The organism is Microbacterium sp. J1-1 (assembly GCF_024498615.1).
GTDB classification, from domain to species: Bacteria; Actinomycetota; Actinomycetes; order Actinomycetales; family Microbacteriaceae; genus Microbacterium; species Microbacterium aurugineum.
On the sequence record NZ_CP089590.1, the window covers coordinates 3,232,132 to 3,256,806 of the forward strand.

The window sequence follows — 24,675 nt, forward strand, 5'->3', positions numbered from 1 at the left end:
CCTGCGCTACGGGCAGCGCAAGTTGTATCTAAATGTATCTAATGACCGCCGAATGCGGAAGACCTGTAATGACATCTTGATCTTCCGATCTTCGCGCCGGTGGATTCCGGCTCAGTGGAGGCGGATCGAGTCGACCGCCACGAGCTTGTCGCGGATGTACGCGTTGGCGTGGGCGCCGAGTTCGTCGTTGTCGCTCCAGAGGTTCCGCCAGATGCCGAGCATGCGGCTGAGGTCGGGAGCGACGACCGCCGAGGAGAACGACTCGAAGACGATCGGACCGTCGTAGCCGATGCGGCCGAGCGCCTTGAAGAACGTGTCGAAGTCGACCGTGCCGGTGCCGAGGTACCCGCGGTGACTCTCTCCGATGTGCACGTACCGCAGGGCGGGAGCAGCGTCGAGGACCGGCGCGAACATGTCCGACTCCTCGATGTTCATGTGGTATGTGTCGAGGTGGATTCCGAGGTTCGGCCGATCGACCTCGGCGACGTATCCCAGGGCCTGTCGCGCGGTGTTCAGCACGTTGGTCTCGTAGCGGTTCACGACCTCGAGCGAGACCGAGACGCCGCGCTCGGCGGCGTGGTCGGCGACGCGGGCGATCACGGCGCGGCTGCGCGCGAGCCCCGCAGTGGTCGCAGGCTCCATGTACTTCTTCATGGCGCTGTAGATCACCCCGCAGAAGTGCTGGCCCCCGAGGTCCGCCAGCACGTCCACGGCCTTGAGCAGCAAGGCTTCGCCGGCCGCGACGATCGCAGGGTCGGAGCTGGTGACATCGGTGGCCTCGGAGAGTCCGAGGGAGGCGCTGACGGCGAGGTCGTACTCCTCCAGCGCATCCTTCGCGACGGCGACGTCGAACGAGAACGGATCCATCAACGGGAACTCGATGAGGTCGAAACCCGCGCCTTTGGTCTTGCGCACCGCCAGACGGATGCCCTCGGCATCGAAGTTCCCCGTCCAGACGAGCCCGTGGCATCCGATGTTCATGAGACCTCTCACAGCGGGTGTGCGGCACCGTCGCCGTCCCGGAATTGGCACGTGCCAATTCCGGTGTGCGTGCCACGCTACGTCGCACGCCAGACGCTGTCAAGAACTTTCTTGGCACGTTGCAAGTCCTCCGCTATCCTGAGGCGACCGACGCGGTCGCCGTTCTCGATCGACGCGGTTCGACGAAGGAGTTCCATGCCCGCGAGCGTCAAGGACGTCGCCGCCCTCGCCGGAGTCTCCTCCTCCACCGTCTCGAACTACCTCAACCACCCGCATGTGCTCGGATCCGCGAGTCGGGAACGGGTGCGGGCGGCGATCGAACAGCTCGGCTACGTGCCCAACGAGTCCGCACGACAGCTGCGCGCCGGATCGAGCAAGGCACTCGCGCTGATCCTGCTCGACGCCTGGCTGCCCTATTTCCACGACCTCTCGCGCGGGGTCGAAGACGTGGCGCGCGAGGGGGGATGGTCGCTGTTCTTCAGCAACAGCGACCGCGACGATGCGCAGGAACGGCGCAACCTCGACATGTTCGAGGCGCACCGGGTGCAGGGCATCGTCATCTATCCGCTCGGCGACGTGGTGCCGCGCCTGGAGGGACTGGCCGACCGCGGTATCCGCTCGGTCGTGGTGGGTCCGATCCGGGAATCATCGAAGGTCGCATCCGTGCTGTTCGACGACCGCGGCGGTGGGCGCCTCGCGGGCGAACACCTCCTGGACCTCGGCCGACGACGCCTCCTCTTCCTCGGCAATCCGGCGGTGAGTCAGTCGAACGACCGCCTCGCCGGGCTGCGTGAGGCCGTCTCGGGGTCCGACGCGAACCTGTCGATCATCGACGTGTCGCACCTGGCGATCGAGGACGGACTGCGTGCGGGTGAGCAGATCATCGCGATGCCGGTCACCGAGCGCCCGGACGCGGTGTTCGCTGCGAACGACATGGTGGCACTCGGGGTGCTCACGCAGCTGCTGCGTCATGGCATCCGGGTCCCGGAGGAGATCGCCCTCATCGGCTTCGACGACGTCGCCCAGGCACACCAGGGCGTCGTGCCGCTCACGAGCGTGCGGCAGCCCGGCTACGAGATCGGCCGCGCCGCCGGAGCTGCTCTCCTGCAGCAGCTCGGCGACCCCACGGCACCGCCGCCCGCGACCACCCCCTTCCCCGCTGAACTCATCGTGCGGGAGTCCACGGTCGGACGGTGAGCACGGCCCTGCGTGGTTCACAACTCAGGAAGGCGACGAGCTTTCCCGTCTCGTCCTCGATAATCGGCTACTTCCGCGCCGACGATCCTGATCTATGAACGCGACACAGGCGCCGGGTCAGACCGTGGGGATGAGCCCCTCCTCCGCGAGGCTCGCCCACAGCGCCGTCGGGATGTCGAGTGCGGCGTACTCCGCGTTCTGTCGCAGCTGCGCCGGGCGACTGCCGCCCACCACGACCGAGCGCACGACATCGGACTGCAGCGGGAACTGGATCGCCGCGGCGGGCAGCGGCACCCCGTGGTCGGCGCACACGGCGGCGATGCGAACCAACCGATCCCACAGCTCGTCCGGAAGCTGCCCGTACTCGTAACGCCCGTCGCGGCGCGGCTCGTTCGACGCGAGCAGCCCGGAGTTGAACACGGAGGCCGCCACGATCCCGGTCGAGGTCTCCCGGCACGCGGGCAGCACGTCGACCGCGGCGGGCTGTTCGAGCAGCGTGTACCGGCCGGCCACCATGATCAGGTCGAGGTCGGCGGCACGCACGGCTGCGGCGAGAGCATCCGACACCATCGAGCCGATGCCGATCGCGGAGACCTCGCCATCGGCCCGCAGCTGCTCCATCGCGGGGAGGGCTTCCGCGAGCGCGAGGTCGAGGTCGTGCCGCTCGGGGTCGTGCAGGTACAGCAGGTCGATGCGCTCGATGCCGAGACGCTCTCGGGACTCGTCGACGCTCGCACGGATCCCCGCCTCCGAGAAGTCCCACACCCGCTGCAGGTCGGCGGGCACGTGGAAGTCGTTGGCGGTGTCGAGGCCACCGGCGTGGTCGGGGTTCGGTCGCAGCAGACGCCCCGCCTTCGTCGAGAGCACGAACTCGTCCCGCGGCTTGGTCTGCAGGAAGGCTCCGAGCCGGCGCTCGGAAAGCCCCAGACCGTAATGCGGCGCGGTATCGTAGAAGCGGATGCCGCTCTCCCACGCCGCATCGAGCACGGCCCAGGCCTCGTCGTCGCTGAGCGGTCGGAACAGGTTGCCCACGTTCGCGGCCCCATACCCGAGGGCGGGAACGGGCAGGCGGTCAGGCCTCGCCAGAGGATCAGGCACCGACATGCGCACCCGTCCAAGAGTAGGTCGCGATGCTGTCGGCCTTCATCTCCATGCCTGTTCCCGGCGCGGTCGGCGCCATGTACGAGCCGCCGCGGATGTCGGTGGGCACGACGAAGTGATCGTGCAGGTGGTCGACGAACTCGATCATGCGGCCCTCGCGGGTCCCGGTGACCGCGACGAAGTCGAACATCGACAGGTGCTGCACGGCTTCGCACAGGCCGACTCCGCCGGCGTGGGGACAGACCGGCACGCCGAACTTCGCGGCGAGCAGGAGGTTCGCGATGTTCTCGTTCACCCCTGCCACGCGCACGGCGTCGATCTGCATGACCGAGATGGCCTCGGCTTGCAGGAGCTGCTTGAAGATCACGCGGTTCTGGGCGTGCTCGCCGGTGGCGACCCGGATGGGTGCGATGCCCCGGGCGATCTCGGCGTGACCGAGCACGTCGTCGGGGCTGGTGGGCTCCTCGATCCAGGCGGGGTGGAACTCGGCGAGCGCGTTCACCCATTCGATGGCTTCCGACACCTCCCAGCGCTGGTTGGCGTCGATCGCGATGGGGAAGTCGGGCCCGCACACCTCGCGCGCCTTGCGGAAGCGGCGGATGTCGTCGTCGAGGTCGGCACCGACCTTGAGCTTGATCTGGGTGAAGCCGTCGGCCATGGCCTCGCGGGCGAGGCGTTCAAGCTTCTCGTCGGAGTATCCGAGCCATCCGGGGCTCGTGGTGTAGCCCGGGTACCCGCTGGCGAGGAGCTGCTGCTCCCTCTCGGCGCGACCGGGTTCGGCGGCGCGCAGGATCTCGAGGGCGTCCTCGCGGGTGAGCGCGTTGGTGAGGTAGCGGAAGTCGACGAGGTCGACGAGTTCCTCCGGCGTCATGCGGGCGAGCAGCTGCCAGAGCGGAAGCCCGGCGCGCTTGGCCTTGATGTCCCACAGCGCGTTGATGACCGCGCCGATCGCCATGTGCATGACGCCCTTCTCGGGCCCGAGCCAGCGCAGCTGCGAGTCGCCGATGATCTCGCGGAAGGTGCCGCCCATGTCATCGAGCAGCGGCTCGATCTCGCGCCCGACGAGGTGCCCGGCGAGCGCATCGATCGCCGCGACCTGCACGTCGTTGCCACGGCCGATCGTGAAGACGAAGGCATGCCCGTCGATGTCATCATCGGCATCGGTGCGCACGATGACGTACGCCGCCGAGTAGTCCGGGTCGGGGTTCATCGCATCCGACCCGTCCAGGCTCAGGGACGTGGGGAAGCGGATGTCGGTGGTGTCGAGGGCGACGATACGGCTCACGGGATTCCTCTCCATGCACGGCTGATTTCTTCCGCGCGGATCTCTTGGAGTGTAAACATCCGATGTCTATACTGTCAACGAGACCAGCCGCGTTGTCGCGGCTTCCCGACCGATCAGGAGAAACATGAAGTTCGCGCGGCTCGGCACCCCTGGCACTGAGATCCCCGTCCTGGTGGAGGGTGACCGATACCTCGACCTCCGCCCCGTAACATCCGATGTGGATGGAGCGTTCCTCGAGAGCGACTTCACCTCCCGCGTCGCGGCCGCTCGCGATGCTGGCGAGCTCCCCGAACTCGCGGATGCCGCGTCGATGCGCATCGGTGCCCCGATCGCCCGTCCGAGCGCCGTGATCTGCATCGGCATGAACTACGCCGCCCACGCGGCGGAGTCGGGGTCGGAGCCGCCCACCATCCCGATCCTCTTCCTCAAGACCCCGAACACCGTCGTCGGCCCGAACGACACAGTGACGATCCCCCGCGGCAGCGTCAAGACCGACTGGGAGGTCGAGCTCGGCATCGTGATCGGCACCCGCGCCGCCTACCTCGACAGCCCCGAGGAGTCCATGGCGCACGTCGCCGGCTTCGTCGCAGCGAACGACGTGTCCGAGCGCGACTTCCAGATGACCGTCTCCGGAGGACAGTGGTCCAAGGGCAAGATCGCGGCGGGCTTCAACCCCACGGGCCCCTGGCTGGTCACCCCCGACGAGGTCGACCATCAGGCGCTCGGCCTGCGCAGCTTCGTGAACGGCGAGCCGCGGCAGGACTCGAACACGAGCGACATGATCTTCACGGTCGAGCACATCGTGCACCACCTGTCGCAGTACGTGACGCTCGAGCCCGGCGACCTCATCCTCACCGGCACCCCGCAGGGCGTGGCCCTCTCGGGGAAGTACCCCTACCTCGCCGCGGGCGACGTGGTCGAGATCGAGATCGACGGCCTCGGCCGCCAACGGCAGGAGTTCGTGGCATGGGAGGCCCGGAAATGAGTGCACTGAACGGACTGGTGGCGATCGTCACCGGTGGAGCATCCGGCATCGGCGCGGCGATCGCGCAGCGCCTGCACGCCGACGGCGCGACCATCGCGGTCCTCGACCGGGACACCGCTGCGGCTGACCCCGCCTTCGCCGCCTTCACGGCCGATGTCTCGGATCGCGCGAGTGTCGACGCGGCGGTGGCTGCCGTCGCCGAAGAGTTCGGACGCATCGACATCGTCGTCAACAACGCCGGGATCGGCGCGCAGGGCGACATCGCCGCGAACGACGACGACGAGTGGGCCCGCGTGCTCTCGGTCAACGTCACCGGCATCGCCCGTGTCACCGCGGCGGCACTCCCCTGGCTGCGGAAGTCCCCGTCGGCCTCGGTGTGCAACACGGCATCCATCGCCTCGACCACCGGACTGCCGCAGCGCGCCCTGTACAGCGCCTCGAAGGGGGCTGTCTCCGCCCTCACCCGCGCGATGGCCGCCGACCACCTGCGCGAGGGCATCCGTGTGAACGCGGTCAACCCGGGCACCGCCGACACCCCGTGGGTCGGACGCCTGCTCGACTCGGCGGTCGATCCCGCGGCCGAGCGCGCGGCACTGGAAGCCCGCCAACCCCACGGACGTCTGGTGAGCCCCGAAGAGGTCGCCGCCGCCGTCGCATACCTCGTGAGCCCTGCCGCGGGTTCGACCACCGGCACCTTCATCGAGGTCGACGGCGGCATGGCCCAGCTGCGCCTCCGCGCGGAGTAGCCCCCCTTCGTTCCCTCGTTCCCCCCCTTGCCGGATCAAAAACGCACCTGGGCCCCGAACGCGGGATCAAAAACGCACCTGAACACGCCCACGGAGGTGCGATTTCGATCCCGCACCCGCCCCCCGCGCGCGTCGGGACGGCGGGACGGGACGGGGGGCGGGGTCAGAGGGAGTAGAAGGCGGCGGCGGTGTCGTGGAAGAGGGCGGTCTGGTCGAGGCCGCGCGAGTGCGCCCACGCGGCGACCGTGTCGAACCACCGGGCACGCGACGATGATCCGTAACCCGCGCCGCTGACGGCGGAGACCGGCCAGTCGCTTCCCCACATCATCCGCTCCGGCCCGAACAGGTCGGCCGCCACGTCGAGGAACGGGATCAGCTGCTCAGCGCTCCACTCCCCACCGGCCTCGGCGGGCAGACCGGAGATCTTGCAGAAGGTGAGCGGATGCCGGGCGAGTTCGGCCAGATCCCGCTCCCACTCCAACGGCGGCGCGAGCGGAGCCGATGCCGTTCCGACAGCGGGCTTGCCGAGGTGGTCGAGCACGATCCGCAGTTCCGGGATCGCTCCGGCCAGGCGTGCCACATCCGGGAGCTGCGATTGCCGCACGCACGCATCGAAGGTCCAGCCCCTGGCGGCGACCTCGCGCGCGCCCGTCACGAACGCGGTGGACAGGGCCGTGCCGTCGGGCTCATCCTGCAGGAGGTGTCGCACGCCGACCACGAGAGGCTCGGACGAGAGTTCCTCCAGGTGCACGGTCGTGTCCGTGCCGCCGTCCAGTCGCACGCCCGCCACGATCCCGACCACCCCGAGCTCCCCCGCCTGGCCCGCGACCCAGCGCACCTCGTCGAGGGACTCGTCCTCCCGCGCCCCGGCCTGCACGAACACGGCCGTCTCCTCGGAGGCATCCTCGATCCGAGCTCGCTCGAGCTCGCCGCCGCCGAACCTTCCGGCAAGAGGGCCTTCGAGCCAGGCGTAGGTCAGAACCTCGGGATCCCAGAGGTGCAGATGTGAATCGAGAACGCGCATGCCTCCATCCTGCCGGAGACATCCGATCAATCGCTAGGATGACGCTCATGGCAGTCACCGACGAGGCGATCGAGAAGATCAAGGCGATGATCGTGGCGGGCGAGCTCTCCCCCGGCGACCGGCTTCCCCCCGAGAAAGAGCTCTCCGAGCGGCTGGGACTCTCCCGCAACTCCATGCGCGAAGCGGTCAAGGCGCTCGAGGTCATCCGCGTCCTCGATGTGCGTCGGGGGGACGGCACCTACGTCACGAGCCTCGAACCCCACCTGCTGCTGGAGGCCATCTCGTTCGTCGTCGACATGCACGATGACGACTCGATGCTCGAGATCTTCGCGGTGCGCCGGATGCTGGAGTCGCAGGCGACCGGACTCGCGGCGACCCTGGGCACCGACGAGAAGATCTCCGAGCTGCAGGCCGAGGTCGATTCGGTCGATGCGGCGGTCACGATCGAGGCGCTCGTCGATCACGACATCCGGTTCCATCGGGAGATCGTCGCGATGTCCGGCAACGCGTACCTCGCGAGCCTCATCGAGCACCTGAGCAGCCAGACCGTGCGCGCGCGCGTGTGGCGAGGCCTCACCGAGGGGGGCGCCGTCGAGCGCACCCTGTCGGAGCACCGGGCCATCGCCGATGCGATCGCCCAGCACGACTCGGCTCTCGCGACCTCGCTGGCCACCGCGCACATCGCAGGCGTCGAGCGCTGGCTGCGTCAGGCCGCGACGAGCTGACAGCGGCGGCGGGCGCCGCTCATGCCCCCAGGCGCACCATCGCGGCGTCGAACTCCGCCGCGGAGCTGTCGCTCACCTCATGGAAGAGCACGCGGTCGAGCACGTCGGGGGCGGCGGTGAAGTACGGGACGCCGGCCAGGCGCAAGCCCGCGATGTCATCCGGCGAGCGCAGCGACGCGGCGAGCACGTTCGAGTCGCTGCCCGCGCACACCTCCTGCATCCGCGCGATCGTCGCATCGCCGTCGAGCCCGGCATCGCGCATCCGTCCGAGGTACGGAGCGATGTACTGCACCCCGGTCGACGCGCACGCGAGCGCCTGCGCGACCGAATACACGGCGGTCACCAGCACGGTCGCGCCGTCGCGCACGAGCGCCGATGCCGCGGCGAACCCCGCAGACGTCGCGGGCACCTTCACGGCTACCCGGTCACCCAGCGCGCGGATGCCCTCGGCATTGCGGAGGAAGGACGCGGTGTCGCCGCCCCAGGTCTGGAAGAAGATCTCCTTCGCCCCCTCCGACTCCCAGCGGGCGTAGAGCTCGGGGATCTCGGCGGCGGTGCGGCCTCCCCGTTCCAGGATGGTCGGGTTCGTGGTCACGCCGTGCACCACGCCCGCGGCGAGCAGCCGGGAGACGCGGTCGACATCGGCACTGTCGACGTACAGGCGTGGCGCGATCGGGGTCATCGGGGTCTCCTCGCGGACAACCTGTCGTTACAGGTACGGATTCGGCTAATGTAATGACAGCCACCGCGATCTGTCAAAGCGTCGGCTACACCTGCCGTCGAGGAAGATCAGGAGCAAGATGACCCCCGCACACTCCGAAGACCGCTCCGGTGTCGTCATCGTCGGCAGCGTCACGGCCGACGTCACCACGTTCTCCGGGCGCTTGCCCGCACGGGGCGAGACGATCCTGGGAGACGAGTTCACCCTCATGCTGGGTGGCAAGGGAGCGAACCAGGCCGTCGCGGCCGGACGCTCGGGTGCGCGCACGAGCTTCGTCGGCTGTGTCGGAGACGACCTGTTCCACGACCTCGTGGTCGACGGGCTCACCGCGGCCGGGGTCGACCTCACGCATCTGCGCACAGTTCCCGGCCCCACCGGCATCGCGCACATCCGTGTCGACTCCTCCGCGCAGAACGACATCGTGATGGTGCCGCTCGCCAACGCCGCCCTCAGCGCCCCGCAGATCGACGAGGCGCTCACGGCTCTCGCCCCCACGACCTCGGTGCTGCTCACCCAGCTCGAGACCCCCTCCGCGCTCACCGCGCACATCACCGCGCGGGGACGCGAACTCGGCATGACCGTCATCCTCGATCCGGCCCCGGCCGCCGAGCTGGACGCCGAGATCTGGCGGAGCATCGACATCGTCACCCCCAACGAGACCGAGGCGACGCTGATCAGCGGCATCGAGGTGACGGATGCCGCGTCAGCCGAACGCGCCGGACGCTGGTTCCTCGCACAGGGAGTCGGCGCGGCGGTGATCACCCTCGCGGGCCAAGGATCGTGCGTCATCACCGCGGAAGGCGCGTCCGTGATCCCGCCGTTCCCGGTGGAGGCGGTCGACACGACCGCGGCGGGAGACGCGTACGCGGGGTACCTCGGTGCCGCGCTCGCCAACGGCAGCACCCTGGCGGACGCCGTGCGCCTGGCCACAGCCGCCGGTGCGCTGACGGTCACGAAGCAGGGCGCATCGCCCAGCCTTCCGCACCGTGCCGAGGTCGACGCGTTCCTGACCGCACGCCTGGCCGCGCCCGTCGCGAACTGACTTCCTGAACCGGACCTGCGGAGAACCGAGGACACACATGCGCAAGACGGCCACCACCATCAATCCCGCGCTCTCCCGCGTGATCAGCGAGACCGGGCACACGGACCTCGTCGTGGTCACCGACGCCGGGCTGCCCATCCCTCCCGGCTCCGAGCGCATCGACCTGGCGTACCGCCCGGGCGCTCCGGCGTTCCTCGATGTGCTCGACACCGTGCTCGCCGAGATGGTGGTCGAGGGGGCGACGGTCTCGGCCGAGGTCGCCGAGAAGAGCCCGGAGGTGCTGGCCGCACTGCGGGAGCGGTTCGCCGGCATGGGGTTCGAGATCGAGCTCATCCCCCACGTCGAGTTCAAGAAGCTCAGCCAGGGCGCTCGCGCGTTCGTGCGCTCCGGGGAGTTCACCCCCTACGCCAACGTGATCCTGCACGCGGGGGTGGCGTACTGATGGTCACCGTCGACGACGCGATCGACCGCCACTCCGCCGCCCCCATGTATGACCAGCTGCGCCAGCTGATCATCGACGGCATCGCCCGCGACGGCCTGCAGCCCGGCGACCCGCTGCCGGGAGAGCACCGCCTCTGCGAGCGGTACGGCATCTCACGCACCGTCGTCCGCCAGGCGCTCGCCCAGCTGGAGCACGAAGGGCTCGTGGAGCGCGTGAAAGGCAAGGGCACGTTCGTTTCGCGGCCCCGCACGAGCGAGAGTCTCGTGCACACGCTGGTGGGCCTGTACGACGACGTCGAGCGCCGCGGCGGACACGTGCACAGCGACGTCCTGCGACACGAACGGACGACAGCCGACGAGGAGGTCGCGCTCGCGCTCGAGCTCCCCGCCGACTCCCCGGTCGTCGTCTTGGAGCGGCTGCGTCACGTCGACGGCGAGCCGTGGTCGCTGTCGACGACGTGGATGCCGGAGGCCACGGGCTCCGTGACGCTCGGCGCCGACCTGACCGAGGGGTCGCTGTACCGGCTCCTCGCCGAACACGACATCGTCGCGACGCACGGCGTGCGCTCGGCGGAGGCGACGGCGGCGACGCACGAACAGGCGCAATTCCTGGGCGTCAGCGCCGGCTCGGCCCTGCTGCGCCTGCGCAGCATCAGCCGCAGCGCCGACGGTGCACCGATCGAGTACTTCGTCGCCTATCACCGCGGTGACCGGTCGCGCTTCGAGTTCCAACTCCAGCAAGAGCAGTCGCAGGCGTCCCTGCTGCACGTCGACGGCGATGGCGGGGCATCGCGCGCCGGGACGGTGGGCTGAGTCGCCCGGTAGTGTCGAGGGCATGAGCGACTGGACCAGCACCGCGATCGCCCTGCTGGAAGCCGATGCCAACCGCAGCGCCGACACGCATCTGCACCTCTTCCCGCTGCCGCCCGAATGGGGCATCGACCTGTATCTCAAGGATGAGTCCGTGCACCCCACCGGCTCCCTCAAGCACCGTCTCGCGCGCTCGCTCATCCTCTACGGCCTGGTCAACGGACGCATCCACGAAGACACCACGCTCGTGGAGTCCTCGAGCGGATCGACCGCCGTCTCCGAGGCCTACTTCGCTCGGATGCTCGGGCTGAAGTTCATCACGGTCGTGCCGCGCTCGACGGTGCAGGAGAAGATCGACCTCATCGAGTTCTACGGCGGCACCTGCCACTTCGTCGACCGCGCCGAGGACATGTCTTCCGAGGCGCAGCGCCTCGCGTCCGACTGCACCGGCCACTACCTCGACCAGTTCACGTTCGCCGAGCGCGCGACCGACTGGCGCGGCAACAACAACATCGCCGAGAGCGTGTTCAGCCAGCTCGCCCAGGAGCGGCATCCGATCCCCACGTGGATCGTCACGGGTGCAGGCACCGGCGGCACGAGCGCGACCTTCGGACGCTACGTGAAGTACCGTCGGCATGACACCAAGGTCGCGGTCGTGGACCCCGAGGGTTCGGCCTTCTACGACGGATGGGCCGGCACCGTGGATCCGCCCGCCGGGCGTCCGAGCCGCATCGAGGGAATCGGTCGCCCGCGGGTCGAGGCGTCGTTCGTGCCCACCGTGATCGACGAGATGATCCGTGTCCCCGATGCCGGCTCGATCGCCGCGATCCGCCTGTTGCGCGAGCGCACCCTGCACTGGGCCGGCGGGTCCACCGGCACGAACCTCTACGGCGCGTTCCAGCTGATCGCCCGGATGCGCGCCGCGGGTGAGACCGGCAGCGTCGTGACCCTGATCTGCGACAGCGGCATCCGCTACGCCGGCACCTACTATTCGGACGAGTGGGTGGCGCAGCAGGGGTGGGACCTCACCCCGCACCGCGCACGGCTGGAAGGCTTCCTGGAGACCGGCGACTGGGCGGAGTGACGGTTCAGCTCGACGAGCGGCGCCACCACCGCCGCCGAGGGGCCGCTGGAGTCGACGGCGTCGGTGCGGTCGGACCATCGGGCTTCCGCCGCCGATGGCGCCACTCGTCGACCTCCGCATCCATGTCTCGGAGCGGCGTGACGACCGGGGGCCCGCCCGTCAACTGCATCCGCGCCGCACGGATGCGGGAGTTGAAATCCTCCACATGCCGACGCACGTCTTCTTCCTGAGAGTAGGTGTCGAGGACGGCTCGAAGGTTCGCGTCCTCCGTGCGCAGCTGGAACACCGGCGGCGCCAGACCCGTGAGGTTCTCCCGCTCGATCTTCTGCCGGATCCACCAGTCGGGGTCATGCGTGCGGCCGAGATTCTCGATGGGCTTTCCCGCGCCGGGCAGATCGTCGAACTCGCCGCGACGGATCGCCATCTGGATGTTCAGCTCGACCGCGGCCCAGCGTTCCTCGGTCGTCGACCATCGCGGCGGGCCCCCGGCACCGGCAGTGTCACCCTCGTCTTCCTCGGCGTCATGCATCAGCAGCCCCCTTCGATGGCGTGCTCGATTCACTGTGGAGGCTACCCGAATCACGGGGGCACTCGGTAAGTTCGCCGACCATCCCCGGACTCCCCCGTACGCTGGCCGCATGACTACTCTGATCCTCACCGTCGCGGGTGCAGACCGTCCGGGCCTCGTCGCCGCCGTCGCCGATGTCGTGGACGCGTACGGCGGAAACTGGGAGAACAGCTCGCTGGCCGAACTCGCCGGCACGTTCGCCGGTGTCATCGAGCTCTCGGTCGCCGACGACAAGGAGGCCGAGTTGACCTCCGCCCTGCGCGGCCTGCAGGGTCAGGGGCTGCTGACCCTGGCCGTGCTCACCGGCACCCCGGAGACCGTCGCCGCGGACGATCGGCTGCTCGAGATCCAGGTGCTCGGCAACGACCGCCCCGGCATCGTGCGGGAGATCTCGACCGTGTTGAGCACGCACGCACTGAGCATCGAGGAGCTGGCCACCGAGACCCGGGATGCCGCGATGGCGGGCGGCCGTCTGTTCGAAGCCTCGGTGGTCGCGAAGGTCCCCGCCACCGTCGACCTCCACGCCCTGCGCGCCGACCTCGAGCGGCTGGCCACCGAGATCCAGGTCGACATCACCGTCAGCTGACCCGAGACCCCCGCACCTCGCCGACGCCCCCGCCAGCACACGTCACTCCGCGGGGGTCTCGACGCGCAGAGGGGGTGTCGGCCTCCCGAGGGAGTGTCGGCGCGAGACGGGGTGCCGGAGCGCAGACTCAGTCCTCGAGGCCGGAGTAGCGCCGGACCCAGTATTCCGTGTACGCGACGTGCGCCGAGGCCGCTGCGCTCGCGGCGACAGGATCCGCCGCCGCCAGGCCGCGCAGGATCGCGCGGTGCCCCGCATCCGAGTGGATCTTAAGCTCGGCCGCATCCTCGGGATCGGAGATGCGATACGCCCGCGAACGCGAACGCAACACGTCGATCAGACTGGTCAGCGCCTCGTTCCCCGCCACCCCGGAGATGGCCATGTGGAACTCGTGGTCGAGGCGTGACTGCACCTCGAAGTCGGTGGTCGCCTCGATCTCGTCGAGCACGCGGTCCAGGGACTCCACGGTCTCGTCGTCGATGCGGGCGGCGGCGAGCGCGGCGGCATGCGGTTCGAGCACCCGGCGCAGCTCGGTGAGTTCGAGCACCCCCGCCATCGGCAGCAGTCCGACCGTGAGTGACAGGCTGCCGATCAGGTCGGCCGCGCGCAGTTCACTGACATAGCTCCCCGATCCGTGCCGGGTGTCGAGCACACCGAGTGCGGCCAGCATCCGGATCGCCTCGCGGAGAGACCCGCGGGAGACACCGAGCCGTTCACACAGTTCCCCTTCGCTCGGCAGCCGGTCACCGGGCCGCAGCGCACCGTCGGCGATCAGCGCCCGCAACCCGTGCAGCGCCGTGTCGAGTGCGCTCATCGTGATCCTCTCTGACACTCCCCCACCCCTCGTGAAGTCTGGCGGAACTCCCCTTCGCAGGGAACTCGTATGACAACTATGTTTCATAGTTCCTGTTTTCGTGGCAGTTTTCGCGCTCGTGTGGCAAAGTTGTGCAACAACTCGCCCCACTCATCGATGAGGACTGATGCCCGCACCGTTGTTCCCCGCACCGCTCACGCTGAACTCCGGTGTGCGCGCCCGTGACGCCTGGCCCCTCGACCCGGCGGTGATCCACCTCAACCACGGATCCTTCGGCGCGGTCCCCTCCGCCGTCGTCGCGCATCAGGACGCTCTTCGCCGCCGCGCGGATCTCAGCCCGGTCGAGTGGTTCCCCCGCATCGCGGAGCGTGTGCAGGATGCCCGCGAACGCACCGCGCCCTTCGTGGGTGCCCGGACGGAGGACAGCGTCTTCGTCCCCAACGCCTCCGCCGCCGCCACCGTGGTCTACAACGCGCTGCAGCTGGAAGCCGGGGACGAGATCCTCGTCACCGACCAGGGCTACGGCGCCATCACCATGGGGGCCGAGCGCCTCGCCCGCCGGTTCGGCGCCCGCGTCCGCACGGTCGCCCTCCCGCTGCTCTCCTCCGACGACGAGATCGTGCAGCTCTTCGCCGATCATCTCTCCCCCCGCACCCGTCTGATCGTGGTCGACCAGATCACGTCGCCGACCGCACGGATGCTGCCCACACGGCGCATCGCCGAGGCGGCGGCCGAGCGCGGGGTGCGCACGCTCGTCGACGGCGCTCACGCCCCCGGCCTCGTCCCGGACGCCGCTGCCGTCGCGGGCGGCGACTGGTGGTTCGGAAACCTCCACAAGTGGCCCTGCGCGCCCCGCGGCTCCGCACTGCTGGTCACCTCCGCCCCCGACCGCGACGAACTGTGGCCACTCATCGACTCGTGGGCGGCGCGCGAATCGTACCCCTCCCGCTTCGACACCCAGGGCACGATCGACGCCACGACCTACCTGGCCACCCCGACCGCGATCGACTTCATCGAGAACGAGTTCGGTTGGGCTGCCGCACGCGCAGCGATGACGGAGATCGCGGATGCCGGCGCCGAGCTGATCGCGGAAGCCCTGCGCCCCTACGGCGACGAGGACCCGCTCACCCCGCTCCCCTCCCCTGTGCCGTCGATGCGACTCGTGCGTCTGCCGCTCGGGCTGGGGGCGACACGGGAAGAGGCCGACGCCCTGCGCATGGATCTCCTCGATGAGGTCGGCGTCGAGACGGCCTTCACCAGCTTCCGCGGTATCGGCTACTTCCGACTCTCCGCGCACCTCTACAACGAGGCCTCCGACTACGAGGCCTTCGTGGAGCGGTGCGTCCCGCAGATCCTGAGCCGTGCGGGCATCCGCCGCGCCGACTCCCTCGTCCTGCCCTGATCCGCCCACCGTTCACCCGACCGCAACACCCACCCACCCCAACCGAGAGGCACTTCGTGAAGAACAAGATCTTGACGACAGCAGCGGGATTCGGCACCGTCGCCGTCCTCGCTCTCACCGGCTGTTCCGCGAGCTCCGGCCCGTCGGCCGACGGCGCGGTCACCCTGCAGATGGTCGAGAGCCTGACCAACCCGGCCCGCACCGAGCTCATCCGCGGACTCCTCGACGAGTTCGAGAAGGACAACCCGAAGATCACGGTCAACCTGGTCTCCCCTCCCACCGAGCAGGCCGACGCGAAGATCCAGCAGATGCTGCAGTCCGGCAAGGGCGTGGACGTGCTGGAGGTGCGCGACATCACCGTCGGACCGTTCGCGAACAACGGCTGGCTGTACGACCTCGGCCCCGACCTCGAGAAGTGGGACGGCTGGGACGCCCTGACCGACAACGCGCAGTCCGCGTCCGTGGCCGCCGACGGCAAGAGCTACTTCGTTCCGTACGGCTTCTACGGACTGTCGCTGTTCTACCGCACCGACCTCGTGAAGGACGCGGGCTTCGACGGACCCCCGCACAGCTGGAAGGACCTGCTCGAGCAGGCGTCCGCGATCCAGGACCCCTCGAACAACATCTACGGCTACGCGTTCCGCGGCGGCCAGAACGCGAACAGCAACGTCGTCGCGGCCATCGAGGCCTACACGATCGACGGGCTCGACACCGAAGACGCCTTCCTGATGGAGGACGGCTCGACGATCTTCGCTGCACCCGAGGCGCAGGATGCCGTCGACGACTACTTCGACCTGTTCACGGAGGCCTCCCCGCCTTCCGCCGTCTCGTGGGGCTACCCCGAGATGGTCGCCGGCTTCACGAACGGCACCACCGCGTTCCTGCTGCAGGACCCCGAGGTCATCGCGACCGTGCAGGACTCCTCCCTCACCGAAGACCAGTGGGACACCGCTCCGCTGCTCGTCGGCCCCTCGGGCAAGGCCGCGCAGCCGCTCGCCGTGGCCGGGTGGGGTGTTGCCGAGAACAGCGAGAACAAGGAGGCGGCCGTCAAGCTGGTCGAGTTCCTCTCGTCGGCCGAGCCCGCCACCGAGTTCGCCCAGGCCAACAGCCTGGTGCCGATCATCACGGCTGCAGCGGATGACGACTTCTACTCGTCGGGCCCCTGGACCAGCTACGTCACCATGACGGAAGACCCGGAGACGTACGTCAACGTGCGCCAGCCGCGCGGGGTCAGCTGGTGGACCGAGTGGATCCAGAAGTCCGACCAGGATGTGCAGAACGTGCTGCTGGGCAACATGTCGACCAGCGACCTGCTGGCCTCGTGGGACGCGTTCTGGACCGAGAAGTACGCCGCGGAAAAGGGCTGACCTGTGGCCCGCACCGCTCAGAAGGGAGGCTCCGTCGGCACTGCTTCGCAGCAGGCAGCCGTCGGGGCCTCCCCGGCATCGCGTCGACGTCGTCCGTTCCGAGGGCGCCAGGCATGGACGCTGCTGGCGTTCCTCGCCCCCGCGGTCGTCTTCGTGTGCTGGTTCACCTACTGGCCGATGCTGCAGGGCGCGCGCATGGCCTTCCACGACTGGAACCTGTGGGACCTCACGTCGACGCCTTTCGTCGGCTTCGACAACTTCCTCGCGGTGTTCCGTGACCCCGCGTTCCCGACGGTGGCAGGGAACTCCGTGCTCTGGGTCGTCGGCTCGCTCGTGCCGCAGCTCGTGATCGGATTCCTGATCGCGCTCGCCCTGCGCAAGCGGTTCCGGTTCCGCGGCGTCTACCAGGCGCTCGTGTTCTTCCCCTGGGCAGTGTCCGGCTTCTTGATCGGCATGCTGTTCCGGTGGATGTTCAACGCGGAGTTCGGTGTGGTCAACGACCTGCTCATGAAGGCAGGACTGATCGACGCCCCCCTCCCCTGGCTGGCGGATCCGAAGCTCGCGATGTTCGCGGTGATCGTCGCCAACGTCTGGTACGGGGTCACGTTCTTCGCGATCATGATCCTCGCCGCTCTGCAGTCGGTGCCCGACGAGATGCTGGAGGCTGCGAGCCTCGACGGCGCCGGCAAGGTCCGTCAGCTCTTCTCGATCATCATCCCGTACATCTCGATGACGCTGCTGCTGACGATCCTGCTGCGAGTGATCTGGATCTTCAACTTCCCCGACATCATCTACGCGATGACCAACGGCGGACCCGCCAACCAGACGCACATCATCACGACGTGGATGATCAACTACACCCAGCAGGGCAATTACGGCTTCGCGAGCGCGATCGGCCTCATCGTGATGGCCGTCCTGTTCGTGTTCTGCGCGTTCTACCTGATGGCGATGCGGAGAGTGCAGCGATGACCATGACAGACACCTCCCGCACGGGCTCCTCGGTCACCGAGACCCGCCGCATCACCGTGCCCGACCCGGCATCCGCCCCGCGTCCGAAGCCGCGCGTCACGGTCGGCGGCGTCATCCGCGTCGTGGGTCTCGGGCTCTGGCTCGTGATCACGCTGTTTCCGCTGTACTGGATCGCGCTGACCGCGTTCAAGTCGCCCGGGACGATCAACAGGTTCCCGATCGAGTATTGGCCGAGCGAGCCTTCGCTCGACAACTTCACGAGTCTGTTCGAGAAGAGCTCGTTCGGGGTGTTCCTCGGCAACTCGGCCCTGGTCGCGGTCGTCGGCGGTGCGGTGGCGACACTCATCGCCCTGCTCAGCGCCTATGTGCTCGCCCGCTTCGAGTTCCGGGGCAAGGGCGCGATCCTGATCGCGTTCCTGCTGACGCAGATGATCCCGGCCTTCATCGCGCTGGGACCGCTGTATTCGATGATGACGGACCTCGGGCTGGTCGACACCAAGCCCGGACTCATCCTCGTCTACATCGCGATCTGCATCCCGTTCTCGACGGTCATGCTGAGGGGCTTCTTCGAGAACGTGCCCGATGCCCTCGAAGAGGCCGCCATGATCGACGGATGCTCCCGCCTCGGAGCCCTGTTCCGGGTGCTCGTCCCGGTGATGACGCCCGGCATCATCGCGGCGTTCATCTTCAACTTCGTGAACTGCTGGAACGAGCTGTTCCTGTCGGTCGTGCTCATGAACACCGATGAGAACCGCACCGTGCCCTCCGCGTTGAACGGCTTCATCTCGACGTTCAACATCGACTGGGGGTCGATGAGTGCCGCAGCGGTGCTGACGATCCTGCCGACCATGGCGATGTTCGCACTCGCGAGCCGCTGGATCGTACAGGGCCTGACCGCCGGCGCCGTGAAGGAGTAACCCTCTCGCGACCGAGGCCCCCTCTGATTCGCAAGATTCAGAGGGGGCCTCGGCGGGCAGAGGGGGCGTCGACCCTCGCGACGAGCGGGCGGGCGGGTGGTCAGACCAGGCGGGACTTCGGAGACACGGAGTAGGTGTGCTCGGCGTCGCGGTTGACCGTGTCGCCCAGCGCGGTGTCGATCGCGGCGAGCGTGTCGGCGTCGAGCTTCACACCCGAGGCCTTGACGGTCTCCGCCAACTGCTCCGGACGGGAAGCTCCGACCAGCGCGGCCGCGACGTTCGGGTTCTGCAGCACCCACGCGATCGCGAGCTGCGGCATCGACAGGCCGGCTTCCTCGGCGATCGGCTTCAGACGCTGCACCGCGGTGAGGATGTCGTCCTGCAGGAAGCTCTTGATGAAGTCGGCGCCGCTGTGCGGGTCGGTCGCGCGCGAGCCCTCGGGCACCGGCTGCCCCGGCAGGTACTTGCCGCTGAGCACGCCCTGTGCCATCGGCGACCACACGATCTGCGAGATCCCGAGCTCTTCGGCCGCCGGAACGACCTTGCCCTCGATGACGCGCCACAGCATCGAGTACTGCGGCTGATTGGAGATGAGCTGGATCCCCAGCTGCTTCGCGAGTGCGTGCCCTTCACGCAACTGCTCGGCCGTCCACTCCGAGACGCCGATGTAGAGCGCCTTGCCCTGACGGACGACGTCGGCGAACGCCTGGAACGTCTCCTCCAGCGGAGTCTCGTAGTCGAAGCGGTGCGCCTGGTACAGGTCGACATAGTCGGTGCCGAGGCGCTGCAGCGAGCCGTTGATCGATTCGAAGATGTGCTTGCGGCTCAGCCCGGTGTCGTTCGGGCCCTTCGGACCGGTCGGGAAGTAGACCTTCGTGAAGATCTCGAGCCCCTCACGGCGCTGCCCCTCGAGTGCCTTGCCGAGAACGACCTCCGCAGCCGTGTTGGCGTAGGTGTCGGCGGTGTCGAAAGTCGTGATTCCCGCGTCCAGGGCGGCATGCACGGTCTTGACGGCGGCATCGTCGCCGACCTGTGAGGCGTGGGTGACCCAGTTGCCGTAGGTGATCTCCGAGACCTTGAGACCACTGTTGCCGAGATAGCGATAGTTGACCATGGATCAACGCTACTGGCTGCCCACTATGGCTGGGCCGGATGCCGGGATCTCACGACCGCCATCGCGCCGCCGACCACGATCGCGACGGCGGCGAGGGCGCTCACGACGTACAGCGGTCGGGCCCAGGACGAGTAGTCTGCTCCGCTGATCCCGAATGTGTCGGCCAGTGCCATGCCCGCGCCGAACGACGCGACGAAGTAACCGACCGCGCCGAGCATGAGCAGCGCCAGGAAGGTCATCGCAGGAACCACGGGATCCGCACGCCGGACGACCGAGACGACGGCCACCGCGACGGCCAGCGCCACACCGATACCGAGAACGGAGAACACGGCACCCTGACCGAGGTTCTCCCCCGCCTCCGCCATCGCGAAACGGATCTCATCCATCGTGAGCCCTGGAGCCGCGGCGAGCGGATTCAACACGAGGATCTGCAGTGCAGCGAGCACCGCGTAGGCCAGGACGGCGAGCACGCCGACGATCGAGATCCACACGGTTCGGCGCTGAATCCGAGTCATGCGGGTCAGCCTAAGAGGACATCCCGAGAGTCTGCCGATACTCGCGCCAGGCGGCTCCGAGACGCCGGACGCCCTCGGCGAGCACGTCGTCGGGTGCAGTGAACGGGATGCGGATGTGGTCGTCGGGCGAGTCCGAGACCGCGAAGGCCGCGCTCCCGGCGATCGAGACTCCGTGGGTGGCGGCGGTGCGGACGAGGGCCGCCGCTGAGCCTGCGGGCAGGCGCACCCACAGCGACAGCCCACCGCGCGGCGGCTCGGGTGTCCACTCCGGCAGGTGCTCGGCCATCAGCGCCTGCAGCAGACGCAGACGCTCCTGGTGGATGCGGCTGTTGGCTCGACGGAGGTCATCGGCGCGCGCGATCAGATCGAGTGCGAGCAGCTGTCCCGGCACGCTGGTGGACTGGTCGGCGAGCTGGCGCGCGCCGCGGAGCCGACGGACGAGCACGGGGTCCGCGCGCAGCCAGCCGATCCGCAGCCCCGCCCACACCCACTTCGACACCGACTCGACCACGATGATGGGGGCATCGGCGCGTTCGGCCGCGAGCGTCGGCGGCACGACCCCGTCGAAGGAGATGCCGGCGAGCACGCGGTCTTCGATGACGGGTACGCCGTACTGGGCGGCGAGCTCGGCGACGCGATGCCGAGCGGCGGGCGGCAGGCGCGATCCGGTGGGGTTCTGATGGTGCGGGTTCACCGCGACGAGCACGGGCCGCAGGCGGGCAAGCGCCTGTTCGAGCGCGTCGACGTCGAGTCCGTCCTCGCCCATCGCGATGCCGTGCACGGTGCCGCCGCGGAGGCTGACCGAATCCGTGACGCCCGGCCAGGTGATCTCCTCTGCGAGCACGATGTCGCCGGGACCCACGAGTGCGTTCACGACGAGGCTGATGGCCTGCTGCGCCCCGTGCGTGACGAGGATCTGCTCCGGCGTGGTCGGCGTGCCCTCCGCGGCGTACATCTCGGCGATGAGGGCGCGCAGTGCAGGAAGACCCGCGGGGTCGGTCTCCGGGAGCAGGGCGAGGTCGAGTCGCGGCTTGTGGTCGCGGATGAGCTGCACTCCGAGCTCGGAGATCTGCGGCACGGTCCGCAGCAGGTCGATGGCGTTCGGCAGCGCGGAGAAGAGCGCCTCCCCGCGCCCCGGCCGCTGGGCGGGCACGGCGGTTGCGACTGTCCCGGCGATACGGGTGCCGCTCCCCTGCCGCCGGTCGACCAGGCCCTGTTCCGCGAGGTCCGTGTATGCCGCGACGACCGTGCCCCGCGAGACGGACCCTGCGGCTGCCAGCGCGCGCTCCGCGGGCAGCCGGTCCCCGGGGCGTAGCTCACCGCTCACGATCAGGCCCTCGATGCCCCGTGCGAGCCGGGCGGCGAGAGTGCCATCTCCCTGTGTCCAACGGCCGAGCCGTGCCGAGAGTGCGTCCGACGACACGTCACCTGCATGCACGAGAGATGCCGCTCGCTCCGCAGCAATGGCCGAAAACTGATCCATTGGTCGGCCATTGGCACTGTCACTCGCGCTCATGAGATCCGATTCTGGACCAATGAACAGGAATCTCGCCACCAGTCTTCCAAGAACTGGTCCAATCAACCCCGATTGGACCATCACACAGCTCCTGGAGTGGCTCAGCGACGATGCCCGTCAGCACGATGTGGCGCTGCAGCATCCGCTCGCCCGCGTCGAGGCGCTGATGACCGGAGCGCGCTGGGCGCGCACCCCGTCCACGGTTGCGTTGATCCGCTCGATCGCCGCCGCTGTCCACGACGACCCGGCACGGGGAAGCCTCCGGATCGGCGAACTCTCCCCGCAGCAGGAGCCAGGGGTGCCGGAGCGGATTCCGCAACTCGCGTGACCGGAGGCTCGTGCCGTCCCGCCGAACCGCGATTCACCTCTCAGCCGATCGTCGGTCGAACCAGCTGCTCCTGCTCCTCGAGCGTCTGCGCCTGCGCGCGCTTCTCCGCCCTCTCCCGCTCCTGCGCCTCGGCCGCCTCGCGGCGTTCCGCACGCGTCTGCGGCTCACCGGAGCCGGCCTCCGCGTGTATCCCCTGGGACTGAGCCGTCACGATCTGCGCACGGTCTCGGAAGCCCTCCGCCGTCACCTTGTCGAGAGCGACCTGTTTGCGGATCGCGGCCGCCTTCTCGTACAGGCTCGGGTCACCGTAACTCGTGAGCACCTTGACCAGCACCGGCAGCAGCTCGATCATGAAGAACAGGGCCGCGATCAGGATGTGCGCCCACAGGATCGTGGGCTCCTTCTCGCTTAACCGGTTCAGACCGCTGATCTGGCTGAGCAGCCCCACGGCTCCGGCATTGCCCTGCGCCACGGCATCCGCCCGGGCGTTGTACGCGGCGAGCGCCTGGTCGTAGGTGTCGCGCGCGGTCGGCAGCTGCGACTTGGCCTGCTCCCGGTTCTGCGCCTCGGACGTGGAGGTGTTCTCCTTGGCGGCGGTGCCGGCCGCGGCGAGCTCCTCGTTGGCGGTGCGCAGCTGGGCGGCGAGCGCGTCGTACGTCTGCTGGGCCTCGGCGAGCTGTGCCTTCGCGGCATCCGAGCTCGCACCCTCTCCGTTGACCCCGGTGCACCCGGGGACCGTGCCTGCGCCCTCGCCGGTCAGCTCGCACTGGTACAGCACGCGCGCCTGGTCGATGACCTCCTGCTGCGCGGTCATCTTCGCGGTGACGTCGTCGACCGTGGCCTGTGCGGCCGACTCCGTCGCAGACGACGAGTCCGTTCCCGCCACGATCCCGGTCGCTGCCTGGTTCTCGAGCTCGGCGACCTTGGCGGAGGCCGCGTCCAGCGCGATCTTCTCCGGCCCCGACTCAAGGGCCTCCTGATCGGACTGCGACTGCGTGATGTTGGTCGACGCGACCTCACGGGCGATGTCGTTGTGGAAGATCTGGAGCACGAGCGGCTCCGCCACCACGAAACCGATGATCGCCGCCATGATCACTCGCGGGATCGCCAGGCCGATGAGCCGCCAGACGCTCCTCGTCGAGCTCATGGTCGAGGTCAGGAACCGATCGAGGTTGAAGATGATGAGCGCCCACACGAGAGCCAGGGGTACAGCCAGCCACAGCGCCGCCTGCACACCGGTGGTGAGGGCGAAGAGCATCGAGATCGCCGAGACGAGCGCGGTGCCGGCGAGCACGAAGAACATCTGGACGAAGCGGGGGGTCTCGCCCGGGACGCGGTCGAGGATCTCGCCCTCCGCGCCGCCGAGGATCGCCAGGGTCCGCGCGCGCGAACCGGGAGCACGCGGCACGCGCTTCTTCCGCTCCTTCGGGACACGAGGCGCACGCGGAGTCTTCACCGGGGCGGGCTCGTCTGCAGCGACCGCATCGGCGATCGGGGTCTGCTCGGCGGAAGCTGCGACCGACGCGTCGCGTGCGGCGTCTTCGGTGCCGGTGGGCTCGAACTCGCGCAGGAAGTCGAGGTCATCCGTGACGGCGTCGGGTTCGCTGTCGAGGATGATCCGACCCTGCGAGTCGTAGCGACCCGGTCGATGGGCGGAATAGGGCATCCCGACAATCTACGAAACCTCGCCTGTGGATAGCGTGGAAGATTCCTCGGCGTCCACCCGGAATCCCACGTTCCCGTCGCGATATGTCAGCTTCCGAGCCGCGATTGCCTGCCATATCGCGACCGGAGCAGGGGCCGGGAGACCGGAGCAGGGTCAAGGAGACCGGAGCAGGGTCAGGGGGACGGGAGCAGCCGATCGAGGGCCGCCGCGTAGGCCACGAGGGCATCGTCGAGGGTGAAGTGCCCCGCAGCGGCGAGCGTGCCGAGTCCATGGATCAGCCCCCACACCACGACGGCATCGGTCGGCTGGTCCAGACCTGCCGCGGCGACGCCCTCCGCGAGCACCGCCTCAAGTCCGTCGATCAGTGGCGCCATCGTCGCGGTCGGGGATCCGGGGACGCAGACCGTCGGGTCGTACACCGCATCGAACGCGTGCGGATGCTCGACGGCGAAGCGGATGTAGGCAGAACCCGCGTCCGTGAGTGCCGCGCGCGGGGTCGGTGCCTTCTCGGCGTCACTGCGGACCTGCGCCAGGAGGTCGGCCATGCTCCGCTCGGCGAGCACCTTGAGCAGCCCGAGCCGGTCGGAGAAGTGATGGTATGGCGCGTTGTGGCTGACGTTCGCGGCCCGGGCGACCTCGCGCAGGCTGATCTCCGCCGCGGGCATCCGCTCCAGCAGCTGCATGGCGGCATCCTCCAGCGCGTGGGCGAGATCGCCGTGGTGGTAGCCGTCCTTCGAACTTGACATGAGCAACATTCTCTCCTATCTTGACAGT

The 24,675-nt window shown here is 68.8% G+C and carries 26 protein-coding genes; 14 read left to right on the forward strand and 12 right to left on the reverse strand.

The genetic code is table 11. The annotated features are described in order from the left end of the window. Nucleotides 1-111 precede the first annotated feature (111 nt). A complete protein-coding gene (locus LRQ07_RS15725; RefSeq protein ID WP_256535149.1) occupies nucleotides 112-981 on the reverse strand; it encodes a sugar phosphate isomerase/epimerase family protein in 870 nt (289 codons plus the stop codon). A gap of 195 nt (nucleotides 982-1,176) precedes the next feature. Here LRQ07_RS15725 and LRQ07_RS15730 point away from each other — a divergent pair, with 195 nt between their 5' ends. Continuing rightward, a complete protein-coding gene (locus LRQ07_RS15730; protein WP_256535150.1) occupies nucleotides 1,177-2,178 on the forward strand; it encodes a LacI family DNA-binding transcriptional regulator in 1,002 nt (333 codons plus the stop codon). 117 nt (nucleotides 2,179-2,295) lie between these two features. Here LRQ07_RS15730 and LRQ07_RS15735 read toward each other — a convergent pair whose 3' ends face one another. After that, on the reverse strand, nucleotides 2,296-3,282 hold the full coding sequence (locus LRQ07_RS15735) for an aldo/keto reductase (RefSeq protein WP_256535151.1): 987 nt from the start codon (nucleotides 3,280-3,282) through the stop codon (nucleotides 2,296-2,298). Beyond that, on the reverse strand, nucleotides 3,269-4,564 hold the full coding sequence (locus LRQ07_RS15740) for an L-fuconate dehydratase (protein ID WP_256535152.1): 1,296 nt from the start codon (nucleotides 4,562-4,564) through the stop codon (nucleotides 3,269-3,271). Before LRQ07_RS15740 ends, LRQ07_RS15735 begins: the two co-directional genes overlap by 14 nt. 124 nt (nucleotides 4,565-4,688) lie before the next feature. Between LRQ07_RS15740 and LRQ07_RS15745 the strand changes: the two genes are divergently transcribed. Beyond that, a complete protein-coding gene (locus LRQ07_RS15745) occupies nucleotides 4,689-5,549 on the forward strand; it encodes a fumarylacetoacetate hydrolase family protein (protein ID WP_232763297.1) in 861 nt (286 codons plus the stop codon). Next, nucleotides 5,546-6,295: an SDR family NAD(P)-dependent oxidoreductase gene (locus tag LRQ07_RS15750; protein ID WP_131493931.1), complete on the forward strand. Its 750-nt coding sequence runs from the start codon at nucleotides 5,546-5,548 to the stop codon at nucleotides 6,293-6,295. The genes LRQ07_RS15745 and LRQ07_RS15750 overlap by 4 nt, the downstream gene beginning before the upstream one ends. Before the next feature lie 163 nt (nucleotides 6,296-6,458). Here the strand turns inward: LRQ07_RS15750 and LRQ07_RS15755 are convergent, their stop codons facing one another. Further along, nucleotides 6,459-7,319 carry an amidohydrolase family protein gene (locus LRQ07_RS15755; RefSeq protein WP_256535153.1) on the reverse strand — a complete coding sequence of 287 codons (861 nt, stop codon included), beginning with the start codon at nucleotides 7,317-7,319 and terminating at the stop codon, nucleotides 6,459-6,461. Between the two features lie 47 nt (nucleotides 7,320-7,366). On the opposite strand from LRQ07_RS15755, the gene LRQ07_RS15760 reads away from it, so the two are divergent. Beyond that, nucleotides 7,367-8,044 carry a FadR/GntR family transcriptional regulator gene (locus tag LRQ07_RS15760; protein WP_256535154.1) on the forward strand — a complete coding sequence of 226 codons (678 nt, stop codon included), beginning with the start codon at nucleotides 7,367-7,369 and terminating at the stop codon, nucleotides 8,042-8,044. A gap of 19 nt (nucleotides 8,045-8,063) precedes the next feature. On the opposite strand, the gene LRQ07_RS15765 is transcribed toward LRQ07_RS15760, so the two are convergent. Then, entirely contained in the window at nucleotides 8,064-8,726 is a 663-nt protein-coding gene (locus tag LRQ07_RS15765; protein WP_256535155.1) for a transaldolase family protein, read from the reverse strand. Between the two features lie 118 nt (nucleotides 8,727-8,844). Between LRQ07_RS15765 and LRQ07_RS15770 the strand changes: the two genes are divergently transcribed. The 4 genes from LRQ07_RS15770 to LRQ07_RS15785 are packed head-to-tail and all read left to right on the forward strand — an operon-like array spanning nucleotide 8,845 to nucleotide 12,142. Then, the gene (locus LRQ07_RS15770) at nucleotides 8,845-9,807 is read left to right on the forward strand and encodes a ribokinase (RefSeq protein ID WP_131493405.1); all 963 of its coding nucleotides are present in this window, start codon (nucleotides 8,845-8,847) and stop codon (nucleotides 9,805-9,807) included. A gap of 37 nt (nucleotides 9,808-9,844) precedes the next feature. Further along, on the forward strand, nucleotides 9,845-10,249 hold the full coding sequence (gene rbsD, locus LRQ07_RS15775; RefSeq protein WP_256535156.1) for a D-ribose pyranase: 405 nt from the start codon (nucleotides 9,845-9,847) through the stop codon (nucleotides 10,247-10,249). Further along, nucleotides 10,249-11,061, forward strand: coding sequence for a GntR family transcriptional regulator (locus tag LRQ07_RS15780; RefSeq protein WP_256535157.1), 813 nt, complete (start codon nucleotides 10,249-10,251; stop codon nucleotides 11,059-11,061). The genes rbsD and LRQ07_RS15780 overlap by 1 nt, the downstream gene beginning before the upstream one ends. A gap of 22 nt (nucleotides 11,062-11,083) precedes the next feature. Continuing rightward, nucleotides 11,084-12,142: a PLP-dependent cysteine synthase family protein gene (locus LRQ07_RS15785; RefSeq protein WP_248540848.1), complete on the forward strand. Its 1,059-nt coding sequence runs from the start codon at nucleotides 11,084-11,086 to the stop codon at nucleotides 12,140-12,142. A gap of 4 nt (nucleotides 12,143-12,146) precedes the next feature. On the opposite strand, the gene LRQ07_RS15790 is transcribed toward LRQ07_RS15785, so the two are convergent. Beyond that, nucleotides 12,147-12,671, reverse strand: coding sequence for a DUF1992 domain-containing protein (locus LRQ07_RS15790; protein WP_256535158.1), 525 nt, complete (start codon nucleotides 12,669-12,671; stop codon nucleotides 12,147-12,149). Between the two features lie 109 nt (nucleotides 12,672-12,780). Here LRQ07_RS15790 and LRQ07_RS15795 point away from each other — a divergent pair, with 109 nt between their 5' ends. Beyond that, entirely contained in the window at nucleotides 12,781-13,296 is a 516-nt protein-coding gene (locus tag LRQ07_RS15795) for a glycine cleavage system protein R (protein WP_256535159.1), read from the forward strand. A 127-nt stretch (nucleotides 13,297-13,423) separates the two neighbouring features. On the opposite strand, the gene LRQ07_RS15800 is transcribed toward LRQ07_RS15795, so the two are convergent. After that, nucleotides 13,424-14,107 carry a FadR/GntR family transcriptional regulator gene (locus LRQ07_RS15800; RefSeq protein ID WP_134352329.1) on the reverse strand — a complete coding sequence of 228 codons (684 nt, stop codon included), beginning with the start codon at nucleotides 14,105-14,107 and terminating at the stop codon, nucleotides 13,424-13,426. A 166-nt stretch (nucleotides 14,108-14,273) separates the two neighbouring features. Here LRQ07_RS15800 and LRQ07_RS15805 point away from each other — a divergent pair, with 166 nt between their 5' ends. The 4 genes from LRQ07_RS15805 to LRQ07_RS15820 are packed head-to-tail and all read left to right on the forward strand — an operon-like array spanning nucleotide 14,274 to nucleotide 18,762. Continuing rightward, entirely contained in the window at nucleotides 14,274-15,509 is a 1,236-nt protein-coding gene (locus tag LRQ07_RS15805) for an aminotransferase class V-fold PLP-dependent enzyme (RefSeq protein WP_256535160.1), read from the forward strand. Nucleotides 15,510-15,565: 56 nt separating this feature from the next. Then, nucleotides 15,566-16,876, forward strand: a complete 1,311-nt coding sequence (locus LRQ07_RS15810; protein WP_256535161.1) for an ABC transporter substrate-binding protein — start codon at nucleotides 15,566-15,568, stop codon at nucleotides 16,874-16,876. A gap of 3 nt (nucleotides 16,877-16,879) precedes the next feature. Continuing rightward, entirely contained in the window at nucleotides 16,880-17,845 is a 966-nt protein-coding gene (locus LRQ07_RS15815; protein WP_047522105.1) for a carbohydrate ABC transporter permease, read from the forward strand. Next, entirely contained in the window at nucleotides 17,842-18,762 is a 921-nt protein-coding gene (locus LRQ07_RS15820; RefSeq protein WP_205802365.1) for a carbohydrate ABC transporter permease, read from the forward strand. The genes LRQ07_RS15815 and LRQ07_RS15820 overlap by 4 nt, the downstream gene beginning before the upstream one ends. A 100-nt stretch (nucleotides 18,763-18,862) precedes the next feature. On the opposite strand, the gene LRQ07_RS15825 is transcribed toward LRQ07_RS15820, so the two are convergent. From LRQ07_RS15825 to LRQ07_RS15835, 3 genes are read right to left on the reverse strand one after another with little or no spacing between them, the layout of a single operon-like run. Next, nucleotides 18,863-19,876 (reverse strand): aldo/keto reductase family protein, encoded by a 1,014-nt coding sequence (locus LRQ07_RS15825; RefSeq protein WP_256535162.1) that lies wholly within the window; start codon nucleotides 19,874-19,876, stop codon nucleotides 18,863-18,865. A gap of 23 nt (nucleotides 19,877-19,899) precedes the next feature. Beyond that, nucleotides 19,900-20,391, reverse strand: a complete 492-nt coding sequence (locus tag LRQ07_RS15830; protein ID WP_256535163.1) for a hypothetical protein — start codon at nucleotides 20,389-20,391, stop codon at nucleotides 19,900-19,902. 10 nt (nucleotides 20,392-20,401) lie between these two features. Then, nucleotides 20,402-21,874 (reverse strand): PLP-dependent aminotransferase family protein, encoded by a 1,473-nt coding sequence (locus LRQ07_RS15835; RefSeq protein WP_256535164.1) that lies wholly within the window; start codon nucleotides 21,872-21,874, stop codon nucleotides 20,402-20,404. Between the two features lie 52 nt (nucleotides 21,875-21,926). On the opposite strand from LRQ07_RS15835, the gene LRQ07_RS15840 reads away from it, so the two are divergent. Then, nucleotides 21,927-22,235: a hypothetical protein gene (locus tag LRQ07_RS15840; protein WP_256535165.1), complete on the forward strand. Its 309-nt coding sequence runs from the start codon at nucleotides 21,927-21,929 to the stop codon at nucleotides 22,233-22,235. Nucleotides 22,236-22,275: 40 nt separating this feature from the next. Here the strand turns inward: LRQ07_RS15840 and LRQ07_RS15845 are convergent, their stop codons facing one another. Together LRQ07_RS15845 and LRQ07_RS15850 are read right to left on the reverse strand one after the other, a co-directional pair. Then, on the reverse strand, nucleotides 22,276-23,901 hold the full coding sequence (locus tag LRQ07_RS15845) for a DUF4407 domain-containing protein (RefSeq protein ID WP_256535166.1): 1,626 nt from the start codon (nucleotides 23,899-23,901) through the stop codon (nucleotides 22,276-22,278). A gap of 173 nt (nucleotides 23,902-24,074) precedes the next feature. Continuing rightward, a complete protein-coding gene (locus tag LRQ07_RS15850; RefSeq protein ID WP_256535167.1) occupies nucleotides 24,075-24,647 on the reverse strand; it encodes a TetR/AcrR family transcriptional regulator in 573 nt (190 codons plus the stop codon). Between the last annotated feature and the right edge of the window lie 28 nt (nucleotides 24,648-24,675).

Excerpts from the sequence above, each read along its gene's own strand:
- LRQ07_RS15725 (WP_256535149.1), bottom strand. The coding sequence starts at position 981 with ATGAACATCGGATGCCACGGGCTCGTCTGGACGGGGAACTTCGATGCC.
- LRQ07_RS15730 (WP_256535150.1), top strand. The coding sequence starts at position 1,177 with ATGCCCGCGAGCGTCAAGGACGTCGCCGCCCTCGCCGGAGTCTCCTCC.
- LRQ07_RS15735 (WP_256535151.1), bottom strand. The coding sequence starts at position 3,282 with ATGTCGGTGCCTGATCCTCTGGCGAGGCCTGACCGCCTGCCCGTTCCC.
- LRQ07_RS15745 (WP_232763297.1), top strand. The coding sequence starts at position 4,689 with ATGAAGTTCGCGCGGCTCGGCACCCCTGGCACTGAGATCCCCGTCCTG.
- LRQ07_RS15750 (WP_131493931.1), top strand. The coding sequence starts at position 5,546 with ATGAGTGCACTGAACGGACTGGTGGCGATCGTCACCGGTGGAGCATCC.
- LRQ07_RS15755 (WP_256535153.1), bottom strand. The coding sequence starts at position 7,319 with ATGCGCGTTCTCGATTCACATCTGCACCTCTGGGATCCCGAGGTTCTG.
- LRQ07_RS15760 (WP_256535154.1), top strand. The coding sequence starts at position 7,367 with ATGGCAGTCACCGACGAGGCGATCGAGAAGATCAAGGCGATGATCGTG.
- LRQ07_RS15765 (WP_256535155.1), bottom strand. The coding sequence starts at position 8,726 with ATGACCCCGATCGCGCCACGCCTGTACGTCGACAGTGCCGATGTCGAC.
- LRQ07_RS15770 (WP_131493405.1), top strand. The coding sequence starts at position 8,845 with ATGACCCCCGCACACTCCGAAGACCGCTCCGGTGTCGTCATCGTCGGC.
- rbsD (WP_256535156.1), top strand. The coding sequence starts at position 9,845 with ATGCGCAAGACGGCCACCACCATCAATCCCGCGCTCTCCCGCGTGATC.
- LRQ07_RS15780 (WP_256535157.1), top strand. The coding sequence starts at position 10,249 with ATGGTCACCGTCGACGACGCGATCGACCGCCACTCCGCCGCCCCCATG.
- LRQ07_RS15785 (WP_248540848.1), top strand. The coding sequence starts at position 11,084 with ATGAGCGACTGGACCAGCACCGCGATCGCCCTGCTGGAAGCCGATGCC.
- LRQ07_RS15790 (WP_256535158.1), bottom strand. The coding sequence starts at position 12,671 with ATGCATGACGCCGAGGAAGACGAGGGTGACACTGCCGGTGCCGGGGGC.
- LRQ07_RS15795 (WP_256535159.1), top strand. The coding sequence starts at position 12,781 with ATGACTACTCTGATCCTCACCGTCGCGGGTGCAGACCGTCCGGGCCTC.
- LRQ07_RS15800 (WP_134352329.1), bottom strand. The coding sequence starts at position 14,107 with ATGAGCGCACTCGACACGGCGCTGCACGGGTTGCGGGCGCTGATCGCC.
- LRQ07_RS15805 (WP_256535160.1), top strand. The coding sequence starts at position 14,274 with ATGCCCGCACCGTTGTTCCCCGCACCGCTCACGCTGAACTCCGGTGTG.
- LRQ07_RS15820 (WP_205802365.1), top strand. The coding sequence starts at position 17,842 with ATGACCATGACAGACACCTCCCGCACGGGCTCCTCGGTCACCGAGACC.
- LRQ07_RS15825 (WP_256535162.1), bottom strand. The coding sequence starts at position 19,876 with ATGGTCAACTATCGCTATCTCGGCAACAGTGGTCTCAAGGTCTCGGAG.
- LRQ07_RS15830 (WP_256535163.1), bottom strand. The coding sequence starts at position 20,391 with ATGACTCGGATTCAGCGCCGAACCGTGTGGATCTCGATCGTCGGCGTG.
- LRQ07_RS15835 (WP_256535164.1), bottom strand. The coding sequence starts at position 21,874 with ATGGATCAGTTTTCGGCCATTGCTGCGGAGCGAGCGGCATCTCTCGTG.
- LRQ07_RS15840 (WP_256535165.1), top strand. The coding sequence starts at position 21,927 with ATGAACAGGAATCTCGCCACCAGTCTTCCAAGAACTGGTCCAATCAAC.
- LRQ07_RS15845 (WP_256535166.1), bottom strand. The coding sequence starts at position 23,901 with ATGCCCTATTCCGCCCATCGACCGGGTCGCTACGACTCGCAGGGTCGG.
- LRQ07_RS15850 (WP_256535167.1), bottom strand. The coding sequence starts at position 24,647 with ATGTCAAGTTCGAAGGACGGCTACCACCACGGCGATCTCGCCCACGCG.